The organism is Methylotuvimicrobium sp., assembly GCF_050611805.1.
In the GTDB taxonomy this organism is placed as follows: domain Bacteria; phylum Pseudomonadota; class Gammaproteobacteria; order Methylococcales; family Methylomonadaceae; genus Methylotuvimicrobium.
This window is the reverse complement of sequence record NZ_JBNGHF010000074.1, coordinates 1-16,872: the sequence shown is the minus strand read 5'-3', so window position 1 is coordinate 16,872 and position 16,872 is coordinate 1. Positions and strand designations below refer to the sequence as shown.

Sequence of the window (16,872 nt, the reverse complement as noted above, 5' to 3'; positions counted from 1 at the left end):
AGAGGAAAGAGGAAAGAGGAAAGAGGAAAGAGGAAAGAGGAAAGAGGAAATTAGGGCTTGACAAATGGATTAAATGCCGCATCATTTCACCGCTCACCGCTCACCGCTCACCGCTCACCGCTCACCGCTCACCGCTCACCGCCAACTCCCTAGCGCTTTTTTAAGCTCGGCTTCGGCGCGTAGTGCGTCGAAACGTGCCGCGATATCGCGTGAATGCGCTTTGTCGCGCGCGACTTCGGCTTCGATATAGCGCGTGACCGTGGCGGCGCCGGCTTGGCGTTGTTGGTTGACTAAGCGCAAGGCTTCCTCGGCCGATGCGATCGCCGCACGCGTCACATTGAGGCGTGCCAGCGCTTCCCGGAATTTCAAATGCGCGGTTTTGACTTCGTTTTCGATCGCAAGCTTGGTCTGGGTATGCGCTTTTTGCGCTTCGTTCAATTGATGCTCGGCTTTTTTGACGGCTTCGCTGGTACCGAAACCGTTGAACAAATCCATTTCAACCATGACGCCGGCCGTGACATTGTCGCGGTTGGTCGAAAAATCGATATTCTTGCTGTCCGAGCCGTAGCTGACATACGCGTTCGCGCGCGGCAGATGCGCGCCTTTGGCCGCGCTCAATTTGCGTTCGGCGATTTCGACGCGTTTGTAGGCGGCGGCGATTTCTGGGCGTTCCTTGATGGCGCGGTTGAGTAAATCGTCGAACGATTCATGATTTTCCGGAATTTGCAGCGCCGCCGAGATCTGCTCGAATTCGAATGATTCGTCGGCATTGAGGCCGAGCAGCGTTTTAAGTCCGGTCCGAGTCAGTTCGATCGCATTCGCGGCTTGAATCTCGGCGTCTTGGGTTTCGGCCAATTGCACTTCCAACGATAAAACATCGGATTTCAATAGCGCGCCGGCTTCGTATTGGTTTTTGCTTTGCCGCAGTTCGCTGTCGACCGCCTTGATCGAATTCAACGCGACTTTATGCGCCTCGGAGCTTGCCAGCAGGCCGTAATAGGTTGAGGTCACCGCTTCGATCAATTGATTGCGGACCGCCGACTCTTGCAATTCCGCCGCTTCGACGCCGAGTTCGGCGGCCTTGGCCGCTTGATAATCCTGGCCGCCGCGAAACAGCGAATAGGTCGCTACGACTTCGGGCCGGTAATTATCGGTTCCGCCCGGTTGATTGAAATTGGTAGTACCGTCGAGATTCAGCCGCCGCTGAGATATGATCATGCCGAACGCGCGCGAGGGATTGTCGGTATGCTCGTAAGACATGCGTATTTGAGCTTGCGGGTAAAACGCGGCGAATGCTTCGCCCAATTGCGCTTGAGCCTGCCCGATACGCTCATGAGCGATTTGCAAATCCGGATTGTTTTGCAATGCAAGCGATATGGCGTCTTCCAAGGTATAAGTCGGTCGGCGTTCGAGTTCCGAGGATTGCGCGTAAGCATGCGCTTGCGGCAGTATCAATAAGCAAGCCAGAACGGCTGTTTTGGTCAATTCAAGCATAATGGCTTTCCGTTAAGGTAATGTGAATCATGCCGGCTAGTATATAAGAAAATACTAATATTAAATAGGTTTTAGAATCGAGTCGATAATACCGCATCGTAAACGTAATTATTTACATCCCCTATCGTTCCCACGCTCTGCGTGGGAACGCAGCCCGAGACGCTCTAGCGTCTCGTACCGCTGGAGCGGTACTCAGGCGTTCCCACGCAGAGCGTGGGAACGATAACTACTCCCTTTGATACTTAAGAATTATACACATCGTGGATGAAAATTCGGCCTCGGGGTGCCCTTGATAGACACATCCCATACCTTTTATTCTTAGACGGTTTTTCACTCAAAAGGGAGTAGGATATTATTAATTTCAATGGCTATTTTTTCCGGAGCATTGCTCAAATCATCGCGTAGTTCGTAAAATGCCTTTTCGAGTAGAAATAGGTCGATCAGACCGCGCGGAGCTGCATTTTTTGCAAACAAGTCGCTGCTGCTTACCGCTTCATCATAAGCAGCGAGGAAGACATCTTTAACCTCGGCTTCCCAATCCCGCATCTTGGGTTCTAGTTTGGCGATATCATTGGGCCGTTCAACGCTGGCGAGCGTCATGGCTTTATGGGCCGCATGATTCAAGGATCTTAGTACATCCGCCACATCTCTTAACGGCGAATGTTTTCGATGTCGGCCGCCGCGTAATTGCGCCGGATCGCTCTCGAAGTCGGTAAATAAAAAATCGTTTTCGGTCAGTAGCACATGCCCCAAATCAAGATTTCCATGATAACGGATTTTAATTCCTTTTGCCGGTTCGGAAATACAAGCCTTCATTCGCTCAATCAGCGCCTCGCGTTGTTCGAGTGCAGGGCGTAGCGCTGTTTGAACTGTTTCATCAAGCTCGTTCAGGCGATGTTCGAGTAAATCTAGCGTTGATGCCGCTTCAGTTTGCGCTTGCCGCACCCAGTCCGATAGGTCGTCTTCGCTGACCGGTTCGGGATCGAAAGCGGGAGTGTCAGTTACCGTGCCCAATGCCTGATGCAGTTCGCCTGTGCGTCGACCGAGCGTTTGAATGAGCATGAGATAAGCGCTATGCTTCTCCGCGGCAAGACAAGGCGCAGGTTCCGTCGTGAGACAATCTTCAAGGAATCTTTCCAAATAATCCAGCGTGTAGCTCCAACCGTCGCCCTGGTTTTTGACATAGCCTTGCAACACAGCAAGGGTCATGACATCGCCATTCTCGTCCCGATACTCGATAAAACCGGCGATGGGCGGCGTATTACGGAATTTTACCGTATTGCTCAAAAAGCATCCTATTTCAATTTCCGGATGGCGTCCGATTTGAAGACGTCGATAACCTTTCAAAAATAACCGATTGTTCAGAGCGACGGTCGTTTTATTATCTTTCGTATGAGGCGGTTGTGCGGCTAGTTGGTCGGTCTCTTTTCCAGCGCATTCGTCAAATGCGTCGGTTGGCGAACAGCGGATGACTCCTTGTTCGCAGGCGATTGTACGGTCGGCGCCAATGGCCTGGACAAGTGCTTGGCAAAATGCCTCGTCTGCAAATGCATCGCCTAAAATGCCGACTTGAGATTGCTGGCGTACTTTAGCCACGGTGAAAGGCGTTAAGTCATGTAAGCGTTTCTGATCGTGATTCTCCCATGCCAGCGCGAGCGGTAAAAAACAATGAAAAGGTTCGCCGGACTTGTGTTCGACACGGGCTAGGGTGAGTAACCACGTATTGTCTTCCGGTCCCCATTCGGCATAATCGCTAATATGCACACGGTCGATCGATTCGCTGCTGATTTCACGATGCCAGTTTTGTGCGGCGACAAAGCCCGGTAACGCGTTTTCTTCGAGTTGAGTGCGCGCTTTTTTCGACATGGCAATACGCCAAGATTCGTCTTGGCTCCGAAAAAAACTGTGCCAGCCGTCGAATAGCACTAGCGTCGGTAACTCCTCGGGTAATAAGTGCTCTTCGTGCCAAGCCGGCACATCTTCGCTATGGGCCAGCCGGAACCAATAGTAATTATAACCGGGCAGGGTAAGCAGGTAAGGTAATTCGCCGATCGGCGGAAAAGTCGTGTGTCCGAGCATTTCCACCGGCACGCATCCTTTATAGGCCGAAAGATCCAATTCGACCGCCTGCGCGGCTCGCGATAAGTTGCTGACGCATAGGATGATGTCGTCTTCGTATAACCTGAGATAGGCGAGGATTTTTCGATTGCCGGGGTGTAAAAAAACCAGTTCGCCGCGTCCGAATGCCTGGTGGTTTTTCCGCAAAGTTAAAACATGCTTCATCCAGTTGAGCAACGAAGAGCGGTCGCGCAACTGCGCCTCGACATTGACTGCCCCATAGCCATAGATCGGGTCCATGATCGGGGGCAAATACAGGCGTTGCGGGTCGGCGCGGGAGAAACCGCCGTTACGATCGGGGCTCCATTGCATGGGGGTCCTGACGCCGTTGCGGTCGCCAAGGAAAATATTGTCGCCCATGCCGATTTCGTCCCCGTAATAAATGATGGGTGAGCCCGGCATGGATAGCAGTAAGCTGTTCATCAGCTTGATTTTATCCAGCTCGTTATCCATCAGCGGGGCCAGGCGGCGCCGAATTCCGACATTCAAGCGCGCGCGAGGGTCGCTGACATAGATTTGATACATATAATCGCGCTCTTTGTCGGTGACCATCTCCAGGGTCAATTCGTCATGATTGCGCAGGAATATGGCCCATTGACAGTTTTCGGGAATCGTTGGAGTCTGCCGCATGATATCGACGACGGGATGGCGGTCTTCTTGCGCGATAGCCATGTAAATTCGAGGCATGAGCGGGAAATGATAGGCCATGTGGCACTCGTCGCCATCACTGAAATAATCCCGGACATTTTCCGGCCATTGATTGACTTCGGCGAGAAACACGCAATGCGGATAGTGTTCATCGACAATCGCACGCATTTGTTTGATCACGTCATGCGTTTCCGGTAAATTTTCGTTGTTGGTTCCCTCTCGAACGCATAGATAGGGAATGGCGTCCAGGCGCATGCCGTCAACGCCTTGATCCAACCAGAAACGCATCAATTTGATGACGGCTTTGACGACCTGGGGGTTGTTGAAATTGAGATCCGGTTGGTGAGAAAAAAAACGATGCCAGTAATAGGCATGAGCCTCATCGTCCCAAGTCCAATTCGATTTTTCGGTATCCTCGAAAATAATTCGCGTTTCGGGGAATTTTTGGTTGGTTTCGCTCCAAATATAAAAGTCGCGCTTGCCGGAACCCGGCGGCGCTTTTTTCGCAGCTTGAAACCACGGATGTTGGTCCGAGGTGTGATTGATCACCAGTTCCGTGATGACCTTGAAACCGCGGCGGTGGGCTTCTTTCATGAAACGCTTGAAATCGTCCATACAGCCGTAATCGGGATGAATGTTGCGATAGTCGGCTATGTCGTAGCCGTCGTCGCGCAATGGCGAAGGGTAAAAGGGCAGTAACCACAGCGTATTTACCCCGAGGTCTTGCAGGTAATCGAACTTCTGTATCAATCCTTCGAAATCGCCCATGCCGTTATTGTCGCTGTCGAAAAAGGCCTTGATGTGCAATTCGTAAATGACGGCATCTTTGAACCACAGCGGGTCGTTTTCCCAGTCCGGTTTGTCGCCGTTTAACGGTTGTTCAAATTCACTGCCTTCTGTTTTAGTCATGGCCTTTTCCTGCAGTAGTAAAAGGGGAGTCAAAACCAACGCCCGACGCTTACCGGTAAATATAAAACAGCCGGCGATTCGGCTCAATGCGGTTAATGCTAGTTTAGCATGCGTGTTCTGCGGGACGGGTTATTTAACCCGTCCCCAACGTTTCGGTTTGCCCTAAACATTTCGGCTGACTTCGGCCAAAGTCAAAACGTTTAGGACGGGGTTGCAAACCCCGTCCTGCTAAGTGGGAACCCATACCTTGTCAGCCGAGGCAGGATCGGTATGCATTCCCACGCTGGAGCGGTGGGAACGAGGAAACTTAAACGACGGCGTCGCTCGCACAAAAGATTCCAACAAAAAATTGCCGGACGGTCATAAATAAAAGCCATGCGGATTTTAGGTTTTTAGACCCTGCCCGCCAGTGATACAATACAACTTTCCAACCACGCCATTACCCAGGATGTCTGTGGATTCCGAACTCTCCCCCTTTCTCGACGAAGCGTCGCCCGAGCGGCTGCGCGAAATTCCCTATAACTATACTTCTTTTTCCGACCGCGAGATCGTCATTCGCTTGCTCGGCGAAGAGAACTGGCAGATTATCGAGTCGCTACGCGGCGAACGCATGACCGGCCGTTCCGCGCGGATGCTGTTTGAAGTGCTCGGCGATATTTGGGCGGTTCAGCGCAATCCTTATCTCGAGGACGATTTGCTGAACAACCGCAAACGCCGCAAGGCTCTGCTCGACGCCCTGCGTCACCGTCTGCGGCAAATGGAAAAACGTCATGCCGAATACGAAAACGAATATCCGGATCGAGCCCGGCGCGTGGCCTTGCTGATCGAAGCGACGCATCAGGCCGTGAACGAATTCGAGGCGCATTTCGACCGTACCCGAGAAATGCGCCGCAAGGCGCTTGCCTTGTTTTCGAAGCATACGCACAAAGACAACATCGGTTTCGACGGTTTTGCCCGCGTGTCTCATGTGACCGATGCGACCGACTGGCGGGTCGAATATCCGTTCGTCGTGTTGTATCCGACCAGCGAAAAAGAAGTCGGCCAATTGGTGCGCGATTGCATCAAACTCGGCCTGACCATCATTCCGCGCGGCGGCGGTACCGGCTACACCGGCGGTGCGGTGCCGCTGACCCCTTACTCGGCCGTAATCAATACCGAAAAATTGCTGGACATGGGGCCGATCGAACCGCAATCCCAATTACCGGGCGTCGAGCAGACTTATGCGACGATACATACCGGCGCGGGCGTCGTAACGCGGCGCGTAATGGACATGGCCGAAAACGCCGGCTTGGTGTTCGCCTGCGACCCGACTTCGGCCGATGCTTCGTGTATCGGCGGCAATGTCGCGATGAACGCCGGCGGTAAAAAGGCCGTGCTGTGGGGAACCGCGCTGGATAACTTGGTATCCTGGCGCATGGTGACCCCGGACGGCAATTGGCTCGAAGTCGAGCGTATTCATCACAATTTCGGCAAGATTCACGATCAGGAACTCGTCACCTTTGCCTTGAAGCGTTTCGATGCCAAAGCCAAGGAATTGTTGTCCGAAGAGCGGCTCGAGATTCCCGGCGCGAAATTTCGCCGGGACGGCTTGGGCAAGGATGTGACCGATAAGTTTCTCGGCGGCCTGCCGGGCATACAAAAAGAAGGCTGCGACGGCATCATCACGTCGGCGCGCTGGATCTTGCATAAAATGCCGGCCTATACGCGCACGTTTTGCCTGGAGTTTTTCGGCCAGGTGCGCGACTCGGTGCCGGCCATCGTCGAGATTCGGGATTTCCTGGCGGCCTTGCCGAAAAGCGGCAACGACCGGGTGATGCTAGCCGGGCTCGAACATTTGGACGAACGTTATGTCAAGGCGGTCGGCTATGCCGGCAAGGCCAAGCATCGCGGTCGGCCGAAAATGGTGTTGATCGGCGACATCGTTGGCGACGACGATCATCAAGTCGCCTTGGCGGCTTCGGAAGTCGTCAGACTGTGCAATGCGCGCGGCGCCGAAGGCTTCGTTGCGGTCAGTCCCGAATCGCGCCGGACCTTCTGGCTCGACCGGGCGCGCACCGCGGCGATCGCAAAACATACCAACGCGTTTAAGATCAATGAAGACGTCGTGATACCGCTGCCGCGCATGGGCGATTATTGCGACGGCATCGAACGCATCAACATCGAATTGTCGTTGCGTAACAAACTGTGTTTGTGCGATGCCTTGATTGATTTGTTCGAAGGCGATCTCCCCTTGCGTTTCTATGAGGACGGCGTCGATAAAACCGATTTGATCGGCGAGCGGCGCGGCCATGCCTTGATGGTGGTTGCCGAAGTTCGCGAGCGCTGGCAATGGCTTTATGACAATTTGGACTTGCCGTTGCCGCAAGCCGAGGCCCAATTTTCCCAATACGGCATCGTTGCCGGCGAACTGACCAACCTGACCGAGCAGCCGACCTTGTTTCACCGCCTGCAGGATTATTCGCTGCGAGTGTCCTGGAAGCAGGAATTGTTGCCGCGCCTGAAAGAGATATTCGTCGGCGATAATTTCCGTCCGGTCGTCGAGCGCATCGAAGCGGCGCATAAAGAGGTGCTGCGCGGAAGAGTATTCGTGGCGTTGCACATGCATGCCGGCGACGGCAACGTGCATACCAATCTGCCGGTCAACTCCGATAATTATGAAATGCTCCAGGAAGCCAACGCGGCGGTGGCGCGCATCATGGCTTTGGCGCGCTCTTTGGGCGGCGTGATTTCCGGCGAACACGGCATTGGTATCACCAAATACGAATTTCTGACCGACGAGGAGCTGGCCGGATTCCACGATTACAAGCAACGCATCGACCCGGAAGGCCGCTTCAATCGCGGCAAGTTGATGCCCGGTTCCGATCTGAGCTCTGCCTATACGACTTCGTTCAATCTGATGGGTTTCGAGTCGCTGATCATGCAACAAAGCGACATCGGCGCGATCTCCGATTCGGTCAAGGATTGTTTGCGCTGCGGCAAATGCAAGCCGGTCTGCTCGACGCATGTGCCGCGGGCGAATCTATTGTACTCGCCGCGTAACAAAATTTTGGCGACCTCGTTGTTGATCGAGGCTTTTCTGTACGAAGAGCAGACTCGGCGCGGCATTTCGATCACGCATTGGAAGGAATTCGAAGACGTATCCGATCATTGCACGGTGTGTCATAAGTGCTTCAACCCGTGCCCGGTCGATATCGATTTCGGCGATGTCTCAATGAATATGCGCAATCTGTTGCGCAAAATGGGCAAGCAAAGCTTTAATCCTGTCAAGACTGCGGCGATCGCGTTTTTGTCGACCGGACGGCCGAGCAGCATCAAGCTAATGCGCAAACTATTGATCGAATGGTCTTATAAAGCGCAACGCTTGGGTAACTTCTTCCTCAGGCCTTGGGGCAAGGCGCAGCTCAAGCGCCCGCCGTCGTCGACCGGCAAGCCGGAAATGAAAGAGTATGTGATTCATTTCACGAACAGGAAAATGCCGGGCAAGTTGCCGTCGAAAACGTCCAGAGCCTTGCTCGGCATCGAAAGTGATCAAATCGTGCCGATCATTCGCGACCCGAACAAGACCCGGACCGATTCCGAAGCGGTGTTTTATTTTCCAGGCTGCGGCTCCGAGCGCTTGTTTTCGCAAGTCGGTCTCGCGACGCAGGCGATGCTTTATGAAATCGGTGTGCAGACCGTGCTGCCGCCGGGGTATTTGTGCTGCGGTTTTCCGCAGCGCGCGGCCGGTCAATTCGACAAGGCGCAGCAGATCACGACCGATAACCGCGTGTTGTTTCATCGGGTCGCGACCACGCTGAATTATCTCGATATCAAGACCGTCGTGGTCAGTTGCGGCACCTGTCTGGATCAGTTAGTCGATTATGAATTCGAAAAGATTTTCCCCGGCTGCCGAATGATTGACATTCACGAATACCTGCTCGAGAAAGGCGTGAAACTGGAGGGCGTCAATGGCCGTCGTTATCTATACCACGACCCATGTCACAGTCCGATGCAACAACAGGACGCGATGAAGACCGTCAACGGATTGCTCGGCGCGCCGGTCAATAAATCCGAGCGTTGTTGTGGTGAATCCGGAACCTTGGCAGTCGCGCGCCCCGATATTTCGACACAGGTGCGTTACCGCAAATCAGTCGAGCTGCACCGCGACACCGCGAAACTGCGCGCCGACGATTATGATGGTCCGGTCAAGATGTTAACCTCGTGCCCATCCTGTCTGCAAGGCTTGCAGCGTTACAAGGGCGACGTCGATCAGCTCGAAGTCGATTACATCGTCGTCGAAATCGCTCGTCATGTTCTCGGCGAGGATTGGATGAAAAGCTATATCAAGCAAGCGGCCAAGGGCGGGATCGAGCGGGTGTTGGTTTGATTTTGGTGAGCGGTTAACAGTAAGTAGGGAGCAGAGAGCTGATGGCAGTCGCTTCTGCGGGACGGGGTTTTATCGTTCCTACGCTCTGCGTGGGAATGCATCCCGGTATGCTCCGCGTCCCCAGAGGCCGATAATACAAACAAGAGCTAACAAACTATACGGGGCGGGTTGATTCCCGTCCTGTAAAGAATGGGTGCCATCGGTGAGTTAAACGCGAATTTGATTGCATGGCCTTTTGTAAGATAACAAGCCGGCCAACCCGAACCCTAAAAACCAAATGGAAGCAGGTATAGGAACTTGAGTCAGTTGTAGATTGTAAGACTGGTCGGACATGATGAATCCTTCCAAAAAAACGTAATAATCGATTCCGTGTTCAGCTTCGAATAATGCTATTCCATTAGATGCATGAACTAAAAAAGCGTTCCTGTCGGCAATGACAAATTGGAGAGAATGATTTGAATTGCTGAGAGAAGTTGGTGCTAATGTTACTTGAAAATTACCACTGAGCTCATTTCCTAAGCTAAAAGCAGTTTCGAAAGGTTCGATAGTTATGGATACAGATTGTTCTTGTATTAGAGGCTGCATATTCTGAACAGGCTCAACCAGAGGTAGTAAGGAATAATAGGTAAGAGTAAGTTTACCAATAGGAATTGGATCTATAGGAATTGGATCTAAGGGGATGAAGTCGGTAAGTCCTTGGTGCGTAATAGTCATACTATGTGTTCTCCAAGAGTCCAATGAAGCATAACAATTTCCATTTCCCAAGATAGCTATAACCAAAAGCAATGAAAAAGATATGGATTTCAGATTTAAAAGCATTCGTGTTTGCATGAAGGCTATTCTATAAAAAGATGAAGTTCGGAAAATGAAGTCTAGGTTATAGTCTCATTCAAAATATGTCAATTTCCTCTGCGGTACGGGTTATTTAACCCGTACCGTCATGGTGGGTAGAACTTAGCCAAAATGGCTTTTTCGACAGCCTATTCCGGACCTGGCTTCGCCGCTTTCTACTTGAACTCAGCGTCTTAAATCGAACGCCTGCCAAACATTATCGATCAACAATTCTATCGGTTGGTATTCGATCTTATAGGCCATTTTTTGGCAATCTTTGATCCAAAAACCCAGATACAACCAGTCCAGTTTCAATTGTTTGGCCCATTCTATTTGCCAGAGCACGGCATACATGCCGGGGCTTAAATGTGAGAAGCCCGGGTCGAAAAAGGTATAGACCGCCGATAGCGCGTTATCTAGCCGGTCGACGGTCGCGACCGCGATCAATTGTTCGTCAACCAAAAATTCCACGAAAAAAGTATTGCACCAGCGGCTGCCCAAAAAATTTAAATATTCCTCCGGGCTGGATTTGGCCATGCTGCCGTCGCTATGGCGGCTGTTTTGATAGCGTAAATACAAATCGTAATGCGCTTGTTCGAATTGGGCCGGTTTAATGACGGTTCGCGTGTCTTGGTTTTTCTTTAAGCATCGTTGTTGATTGCGTTTGGGTTTAAATTGGGCTACCGGAAGCCGGGCAGGGGTGCAGGCTTGACACTGCGGACAGCGAGGGGCGTATACATAATCGCCGCTACGGCGGAAGCCTCGCTCGAGCAAACGCGAATAGAATGCGCTGTTGAGTTCGAAGGAAGGATGCACGAATGCCGAACAGGCAATCCTGTCGTCCAGATAACTGCACGAATGTTTCTCGGAAAGAAATAATGGTATCGTGGTCGTCAGTTTTGCCATGCGTCTGTCGAAGGTTTTGCCGGGCAATAGCGTTTAAGCAAGCCGGAAAAGTCGTTACGGGCGATTTCCTCGGCGCCCAGGCTCAGCAAATGTTGAGTTTGTACTTGGCAGTCGACGAGTCGATAGTTCCATTGTTTTAATTGTCTGGCTAAGGTCACGAAGGCGACTTTGGATGCATCAGTTCGTTTGTGAAACATCGATTCGCCGAAAAAAACTTGGCCGATCGTGACGCCGTACAAACCCCCGGCCAGCTCGCCGTTGAACCAAGTCTCTACCGAATGTGCCAAGCCTTGATGATGTAAGTCTTGATAGGCTTGCATCATTTCATCGGTGATCCAAGTTCCTGAAGACGCTTGGCGCGGTTCGGCGCAGCAGGCCATGACTTGATCGAAGGCACGGTCGAATGTAACGGTAAAAAGTCCTTTACGCAAGGTTTTGGCAAGGCTTCGGGAAATATTCACCCGGTCCGGAAATAAAACCAATCTCGGGTCGGGCGACCACCAAAGGATTGGCTCGCCGGGGTTGTACCACGGAAATATTCCGTTTCGATAAGCATTGAGCAGACGTTCGGTAGACAAACACCCGCCTAGTGCCAGTAAGCCGTTAGGTTCTTCGAGGGCTTTATATAGTGGGGGGAATGGCTGATTCGAACGAAACGGGTCGAGTACTGTCAATTGCATGGTTTCATGGCTTTATCGAATGATTGTCCTTAGGGTTCCGCCGGTTTTGCATTGTTCCCATATTCTGTGCTCATACTTAATATATAATTTGTAGGGTACGCTGCGCGTAACTTCGGTAGTGTCACCTAACGCTAGGTGAGGGAAAGCTACTGACGTTCAAGAACCGCAAATTTTATCAACCTAAAAAGGGTAGTTTGAGGCTTCACCAGGCCGGTGAAAGTGTTGTAGACCCTTCATGCTTCGACTTGGCTCAGCACGAACGGTCTACAGCACATGCCAACTGCTCTCTTTTCAGGATAAAATATCCTCGTTCCCACCGCTCCAGCGTGGGAATGCATACCGATCTTGATTCGGCAGCCAAGGTATGGGTTCCCACGGAGGACCGTGGGAACCAGAAAATAGCGTACCCTGCGGGGCTCTAATGTGCCAAAAAAGTTTGCCGTCAATGGCGAAATGACGGGGGGGCTCATTAGTCGAATGAAATCCAAGTGCGCCGTATTACTCCATTTCATCCAAGTATTTCTCGGCATCCAGCGCCGCCATGCAGCCCGCGCCAGCCGAGGTAATGGCTTGTTTGTATACGGCATCCATCACATCGCCGGCCGCGAATACGCCCGGTACGCTTGTCGCCGTCGCGTTGCCTTGCAGGCCGGTTTTAACCTTGATGTAGCCGTGGTCCATTTCGAGCTGGCCTTGGAAAATGTCGGTATTGGGCGTGTGGCCGATCGCGATGAATACGCCGTGTACATCCAATTCCTTCGTTTTTTCGCTCTTGGTGCTTTTGATTCGGATACCGGTCACGCCCATGTCGTCGCCGAGCACTTCGTCGAGCGTATGATCCCATTCGATCACGACATTGCCGTTTTTCGATTTTTCGATCAGTTTGTCGGACAGAATTTTTTCAGAACGGAATTTGTCGCGGCGATGCACGATTGTCACTTGCGAGGCGATGTTGGACAGGTATAGTGCCTCTTCGACCGCAGTATTGCCGCCGCCGATGACTGCAACGGGTTTGTTTTTATAGAAGAAGCCGTCGCAGGTTGCACAAGCCGAGACCCCTTTGCCTTTGAAGGCTTCTTCGGATTCCATGCCTAAATATTTCGCCGAAGCGCCAGTGGCGATGATCAATGCGTCGCAGGTATAAACGCCGGAATCACCGGTCAGTTTATAAGGGCGCGCCGATAAGTCGGCAGTATGGATATGGTCGAAAACGATTTCGGAGTTGAAACGTTCGGCATGCTGGCGCATTCTTTCCATTAGGTCGGGGCCTTGCAATCCTTCTACGTCTCCGGGCCAGTTATCGACGTCGGTCGTCGTCGTCAATTGACCGCCTTGCTGCATCCCAGTAATTATGACCGGGTTGAGATTGGCGCGCGCCCCATAGACGGCTGCGGTATAACCTGCGGGGCCGGAACCCAAAATCAAAAGGCGGCAATGTTTAGTGTCGGTCATTAAAATGTCTCCTGCAATTGAGCTGTATCGAAAATAGTCCGATTATAACTGTCCGAATAACTTCTGTCTGTAATGCTAATGAAGAGCTATTTGGTGGGATGAAGTTCAATGGCTTATCATTTGGTTAGCAGTTAGCAGTTAGCAGTTAGCAGTGAATAGTGAATAGTGAATAGTGAATAGTGAATAGTGAATCGGCGCTTCGATGTATGGCCGGCTATTTGCTTTCCATTGTCCTGATGAAAGCGTTCGCTTCGTTGATCGATTGTTCCATTGCGGTAATTAACGCCGAAACGTCCGATTGTATCGACCCCAATTCGCCTTTGAGCGAGGCGATTGCCTGCGCGTTCAGATTATGCTTTAAGTACATCACCTGGTCCTTGAACACCGACAAGACCGGCTCGATTCGGGATTCGGCTTGTTTCATCGCATTGATGAGTTGCTGATAATGCACTTTCGTCGCATCGAGTTTTTGCTGGCTGTTTCGTTTCAGCGCGGCGCTGCTGTATTCTCCGATTTCCTGTTCCCATTCGCGGAATAGCGCGCCGGATACGTCCTCGATGTCGCTGATACGTTTGTTGACCTCTTTGGCTTTTTTTACGCTGGCTTCGTATTCGCCGTTAAGATTTTTATAAGTGGATTCGAGATTGCCGCCTTTAAAGTCGGTCAATGCGGTAAATTGCTCCAGCGCGGTTTTAAATTGTTCCTTGGTTTCCTCTTGGGTGTCGCGGGCTTTCTCGACGCGGTGTACCATAACATCCCGTTTCGGAATGCCGATTTTTTCGAGGCCACTGTAATACAGGCTCGAGCAGGCCGACAGACTCATGAATACCATAGCGGCGATCAAGCGATATAAAACGGTCATAACTATCTCCATTAATGGGTTCTTTTTCGGTGTTTCATTTAAGGCTACCTCTACCGGCCAAGCCAATTTGCGCCATTATATTGAAAATACAAAGGAATTGATAATACGGTATAATTTGCCGTTTTTATCCCATCTTTATTTATTGAACATCCATGTCAGAGTTACTTTCAGAACTGAGCCGCAGACGTACCTTCGCGATTATTTCCCATCCCGACGCCGGTAAAACCACGATCACCGAAAAACTACTGCTGTTCGGGGGCGCGATTCAGTTGGCAGGTTCCGTCAAGGGGCGCAAAGCGGCGCGCCATGCGACTTCGGACTGGATGGAAATGGAGAAAGAGCGGGGTATCTCGGTCACGACCTCGGTGATGCAGTTTGAGCATAAAGACAGCATTATCAATCTACTCGATACGCCAGGACACGAAGATTTTTCCGAGGATACTTATCGTACCTTGACCGCGGTCGATTCGGCGTTGATGGTGATCGACGTCGCGAAAGGCGTCGAGGACAGAACGATCAAGCTGATGGAAGTCTGCCGCCTGCGCACGACGCCGATTTTGACCTTTATCAATAAGCTGGACAGGGAAGGGCGCGAACCGATCGAATTGCTCGACGAAGTCGAAAGCGTCTTGCAAATCGAATGCGCACCAATGACCTGGCCGATCGGCATGGGCAAGCGATTCAAAGGCGTTTATCATCTGTACAAGGACGAAATTCATTTGTTCAGCCCGCAGCATGGCGGCAAGATCGCCAAGGCCGAAGTGATCAAAGGGCTCAATAACTTTCATCTGGACGATTTGCTGAAAGATCAGGCCGACGAATTGCGCGAGGAAATCGAGCTAGTCAAGGGCGCCAGCCACGAATTCGATATGGACAAATATTTGCGCGGAGAGCAAACGCCGGTGTTTTTCGGTTCGGCGATCAACAACTTCGGAATTCTCGAATTGCTCGACGCATTCGCCGAGTTCGCGCCGGCGCCCTTGCCGCGCGAGACCGAACAGCGGGAAGTGCGTCCCGACGAGGACAAATTCACCGGTTTCGTTTTCAAGGTTCAGGCCAACATGGATCCCGCGCACCGCGACCGCATCGCGTTTTTACGCGTTTGTTCCGGCAAGTTCGACAAAGGCATGAAGATCTATCATGTTCGTGCCGGAAAAAATGTCCAGGTCCCCAATGCGCTAACCTTCCAGGCCGACAGCCGCAAAAACGTCGAAGAAGCCTATCCGGGCGACATCATCGGCTTGCATAATCACGGCACGATACAGGTCGGCGATACCTTCACGCAGGGCGAAACGCTCAAATACGGCGGTATTCCGTATTTTGCGCCGGAGCTTTTTAGGCGCGTCGTGCTGAAAGATCCACTACGCGCAAAGGCTTTACAAAAAGGCCTGATCCAATTGACCGAAGAGGGCGCGACGCAGTTGTTCAAACCGCTCAAAAACAACGACTTGATACTCGGCGCGGTCGGCGTGCTGCAGTTTGATGTAACGGCACACCGCTTGAAGACCGAATACAATGTCGAATGCGTCTATGATAACGCGCCGATTTCGACGGTGCGCTGGGTCAGTTCCGACAAGCCGGCCAAGCTCGAGGAATTCAAGAAAAAAGCATTCGAGAACCTCGCCGAAGACGGCGGCGGTTTTTTGGTTTACGTTGCCAGTAGCCGCGTCAATTTGCAATTGACCGAGGAGCGTTGGCCGGATATTAAGTTTAGTGCAACGCGAGAGCTTTGATATCGCTTGGGATTTGGTTGAAGACAAGAGATGAAATTCGCCATTCAAATCAACAGTAGTCCCACTGAGTCAAGCAGTGCCTATCATGCTTACCGATTTGTTTGCTCAGTATTGGCCGAAGGGCATTCGGTATTTCGCGTATTTTTTTATCATGAAGGGATTTACCATGCCTTCAATTGTGCGATGCCTCCCGACGACGAACTTAATTTTCCGAAGCTGTGGAGTGCGTTGGCAAAACAATACGCTATCGATCTGGTAGTTTGCATTTCCGCTGCGCAAAGGCGTGGGTTGCTACATGCCGACGAAGCTAGCCGAGTCGGCAAACAGGATAACGATTTAGCCGACGGTTTTCGTATTTCCGGCCTAGGACAATGGGTCGAAGCAACCCTACAAGCGGACCGTTGCATCGTGTTCGGGTAGTTTATGCATAAGAAATTTCTGTTTGTCTTGCGTAAACCTCCTTTCAATGGAGTCTCGGTGCAAGAGACGCTAGATAGCGTATTGACGATCGCGGCATTCGATCAAGCGGTTAGCCTATTGTTACTGGACGACGGCGTTTTTCAACTGAAGAATGGGCAGCAGCCGGAACGCTTTGGCATGAAGGATACCGCGGCTGTGTTTGGCGCGTTAGAAATTTACGATATTCACGATATCCGGGGCGAAGTCGAGTCTTTGCAGGAGCGCGGCTTGAAGCCGGGCGACTTAAGTTTGCCGGTGCGACAGATCTATCGCAAAGATGTGGCTGCGTATATGAAAGAATTCGATGTGATTCTTGCGGGCTAATTTCATCGGACCATCGCTGCGAACCCGCCTATAAAGCGGTAAATGTCAACGTAGTTGTCGCATGAGTTGAAAATTAATGAACGCTAATGT

The 16,872-nt window shown here is 51.7% G+C and carries 11 protein-coding genes; 4 read left to right on the top strand and 7 right to left on the bottom strand.

Annotation, left to right across the window (positions count from 1 at the left end):
* Window positions 1-135: 135 nt before the first annotated feature.
* Entirely contained in the window at window positions 136-1,494 is a 1,359-nt protein-coding gene (locus ACRJJO_RS20430) for a TolC family protein (RefSeq protein WP_431067423.1), read from the bottom strand.
* Window positions 1,495-1,824: 330 nt separating this feature from the next.
* Window positions 1,825-5,169, bottom strand: coding sequence for a maltose alpha-D-glucosyltransferase (gene treS / locus ACRJJO_RS20425; RefSeq protein ID WP_431067422.1), 3,345 nt, complete (start codon window positions 5,167-5,169; stop codon window positions 1,825-1,827).
* Window positions 5,170-5,617: 448 nt separating this feature from the next.
* On the opposite strand from treS, the gene ACRJJO_RS20420 reads away from it, so the two are divergent.
* Window positions 5,618-9,535 carry a DUF3683 domain-containing protein gene (locus ACRJJO_RS20420; RefSeq protein WP_431067424.1) on the top strand — a complete coding sequence of 1,306 codons (3,918 nt, stop codon included), beginning with the start codon at window positions 5,618-5,620 and terminating at the stop codon, window positions 9,533-9,535.
* Window positions 9,536-9,742: 207 nt separating this feature from the next.
* Here the strand turns inward: ACRJJO_RS20420 and ACRJJO_RS20415 are convergent, their stop codons facing one another.
* From ACRJJO_RS20415 to ACRJJO_RS20395, 5 genes are all read right to left on the bottom strand, one after another.
* On the bottom strand, window positions 9,743-10,249 hold the full coding sequence (locus tag ACRJJO_RS20415) for a VPLPA-CTERM sorting domain-containing protein (RefSeq protein ID WP_431067421.1): 507 nt from the start codon (window positions 10,247-10,249) through the stop codon (window positions 9,743-9,745).
* Between the two features lie 303 nt (window positions 10,250-10,552).
* A complete protein-coding gene (locus ACRJJO_RS20410; RefSeq protein ID WP_431067420.1) occupies window positions 10,553-11,272 on the bottom strand; it encodes an arginyltransferase in 720 nt (239 codons plus the stop codon).
* Complete coding sequence (aat, locus tag ACRJJO_RS20405) at window positions 11,260-11,952, bottom strand: leucyl/phenylalanyl-tRNA--protein transferase (RefSeq protein WP_431067419.1); 693 nt, start codon at window positions 11,950-11,952, stop codon at window positions 11,260-11,262. Before aat ends, ACRJJO_RS20410 begins: the two co-directional genes overlap by 13 nt.
* 498 nt (window positions 11,953-12,450) lie before the next feature.
* Window positions 12,451-13,404 carry a thioredoxin-disulfide reductase gene (gene trxB, locus ACRJJO_RS20400; protein ID WP_431067418.1) on the bottom strand — a complete coding sequence of 318 codons (954 nt, stop codon included), beginning with the start codon at window positions 13,402-13,404 and terminating at the stop codon, window positions 12,451-12,453.
* 214 nt (window positions 13,405-13,618) lie between these two features.
* Window positions 13,619-14,266, bottom strand: a complete 648-nt coding sequence (locus tag ACRJJO_RS20395; protein WP_404360169.1) for a DUF2959 domain-containing protein — start codon at window positions 14,264-14,266, stop codon at window positions 13,619-13,621.
* 152 nt (window positions 14,267-14,418) lie between these two features.
* On the opposite strand from ACRJJO_RS20395, the gene ACRJJO_RS20390 reads away from it, so the two are divergent.
* The 3 genes from ACRJJO_RS20390 to tusC are packed head-to-tail and all read left to right on the top strand — an operon-like array spanning window position 14,419 to window position 16,782.
* Window positions 14,419-15,999 (top strand): peptide chain release factor 3, encoded by a 1,581-nt coding sequence (locus ACRJJO_RS20390; RefSeq protein WP_431067417.1) that lies wholly within the window; start codon window positions 14,419-14,421, stop codon window positions 15,997-15,999.
* Window positions 16,000-16,029: 30 nt separating this feature from the next.
* Entirely contained in the window at window positions 16,030-16,419 is a 390-nt protein-coding gene (gene tusD, locus ACRJJO_RS20385; RefSeq protein ID WP_431067416.1) for a sulfurtransferase complex subunit TusD, read from the top strand.
* Window positions 16,420-16,422: 3 nt separating this feature from the next.
* On the top strand, window positions 16,423-16,782 hold the full coding sequence (tusC, locus tag ACRJJO_RS20380; protein WP_431067415.1) for a sulfurtransferase complex subunit TusC: 360 nt from the start codon (window positions 16,423-16,425) through the stop codon (window positions 16,780-16,782).
* Window positions 16,783-16,872 lie beyond the last annotated feature (90 nt).

Excerpts from the sequence above, each read along its gene's own strand:
- ACRJJO_RS20430 (WP_431067423.1), bottom strand. The coding sequence starts at position 1,494 with ATGCTTGAATTGACCAAAACAGCCGTTCTGGCTTGCTTATTGATACTG.
- treS (WP_431067422.1), bottom strand. The coding sequence starts at position 5,169 with ATGACTAAAACAGAAGGCAGTGAATTTGAACAACCGTTAAACGGCGAC.
- ACRJJO_RS20420 (WP_431067424.1), top strand. The coding sequence starts at position 5,618 with ATGTCTGTGGATTCCGAACTCTCCCCCTTTCTCGACGAAGCGTCGCCC.
- ACRJJO_RS20415 (WP_431067421.1), bottom strand. The coding sequence starts at position 10,249 with ATGACTATTACGCACCAAGGACTTACCGACTTCATCCCCTTAGATCCA.
- ACRJJO_RS20410 (WP_431067420.1), bottom strand. The coding sequence starts at position 11,272 with ATGGCAAAACTGACGACCACGATACCATTATTTCTTTCCGAGAAACAT.
- aat (WP_431067419.1), bottom strand. The coding sequence starts at position 11,952 with ATGCAATTGACAGTACTCGACCCGTTTCGTTCGAATCAGCCATTCCCC.
- trxB (WP_431067418.1), bottom strand. The coding sequence starts at position 13,404 with ATGACCGACACTAAACATTGCCGCCTTTTGATTTTGGGTTCCGGCCCC.
- ACRJJO_RS20395 (WP_404360169.1), bottom strand. The coding sequence starts at position 14,266 with ATGACCGTTTTATATCGCTTGATCGCCGCTATGGTATTCATGAGTCTG.
- ACRJJO_RS20390 (WP_431067417.1), top strand. The coding sequence starts at position 14,419 with ATGTCAGAGTTACTTTCAGAACTGAGCCGCAGACGTACCTTCGCGATT.
- tusD (WP_431067416.1), top strand. The coding sequence starts at position 16,030 with ATGAAATTCGCCATTCAAATCAACAGTAGTCCCACTGAGTCAAGCAGT.
- tusC (WP_431067415.1), top strand. The coding sequence starts at position 16,423 with ATGCATAAGAAATTTCTGTTTGTCTTGCGTAAACCTCCTTTCAATGGA.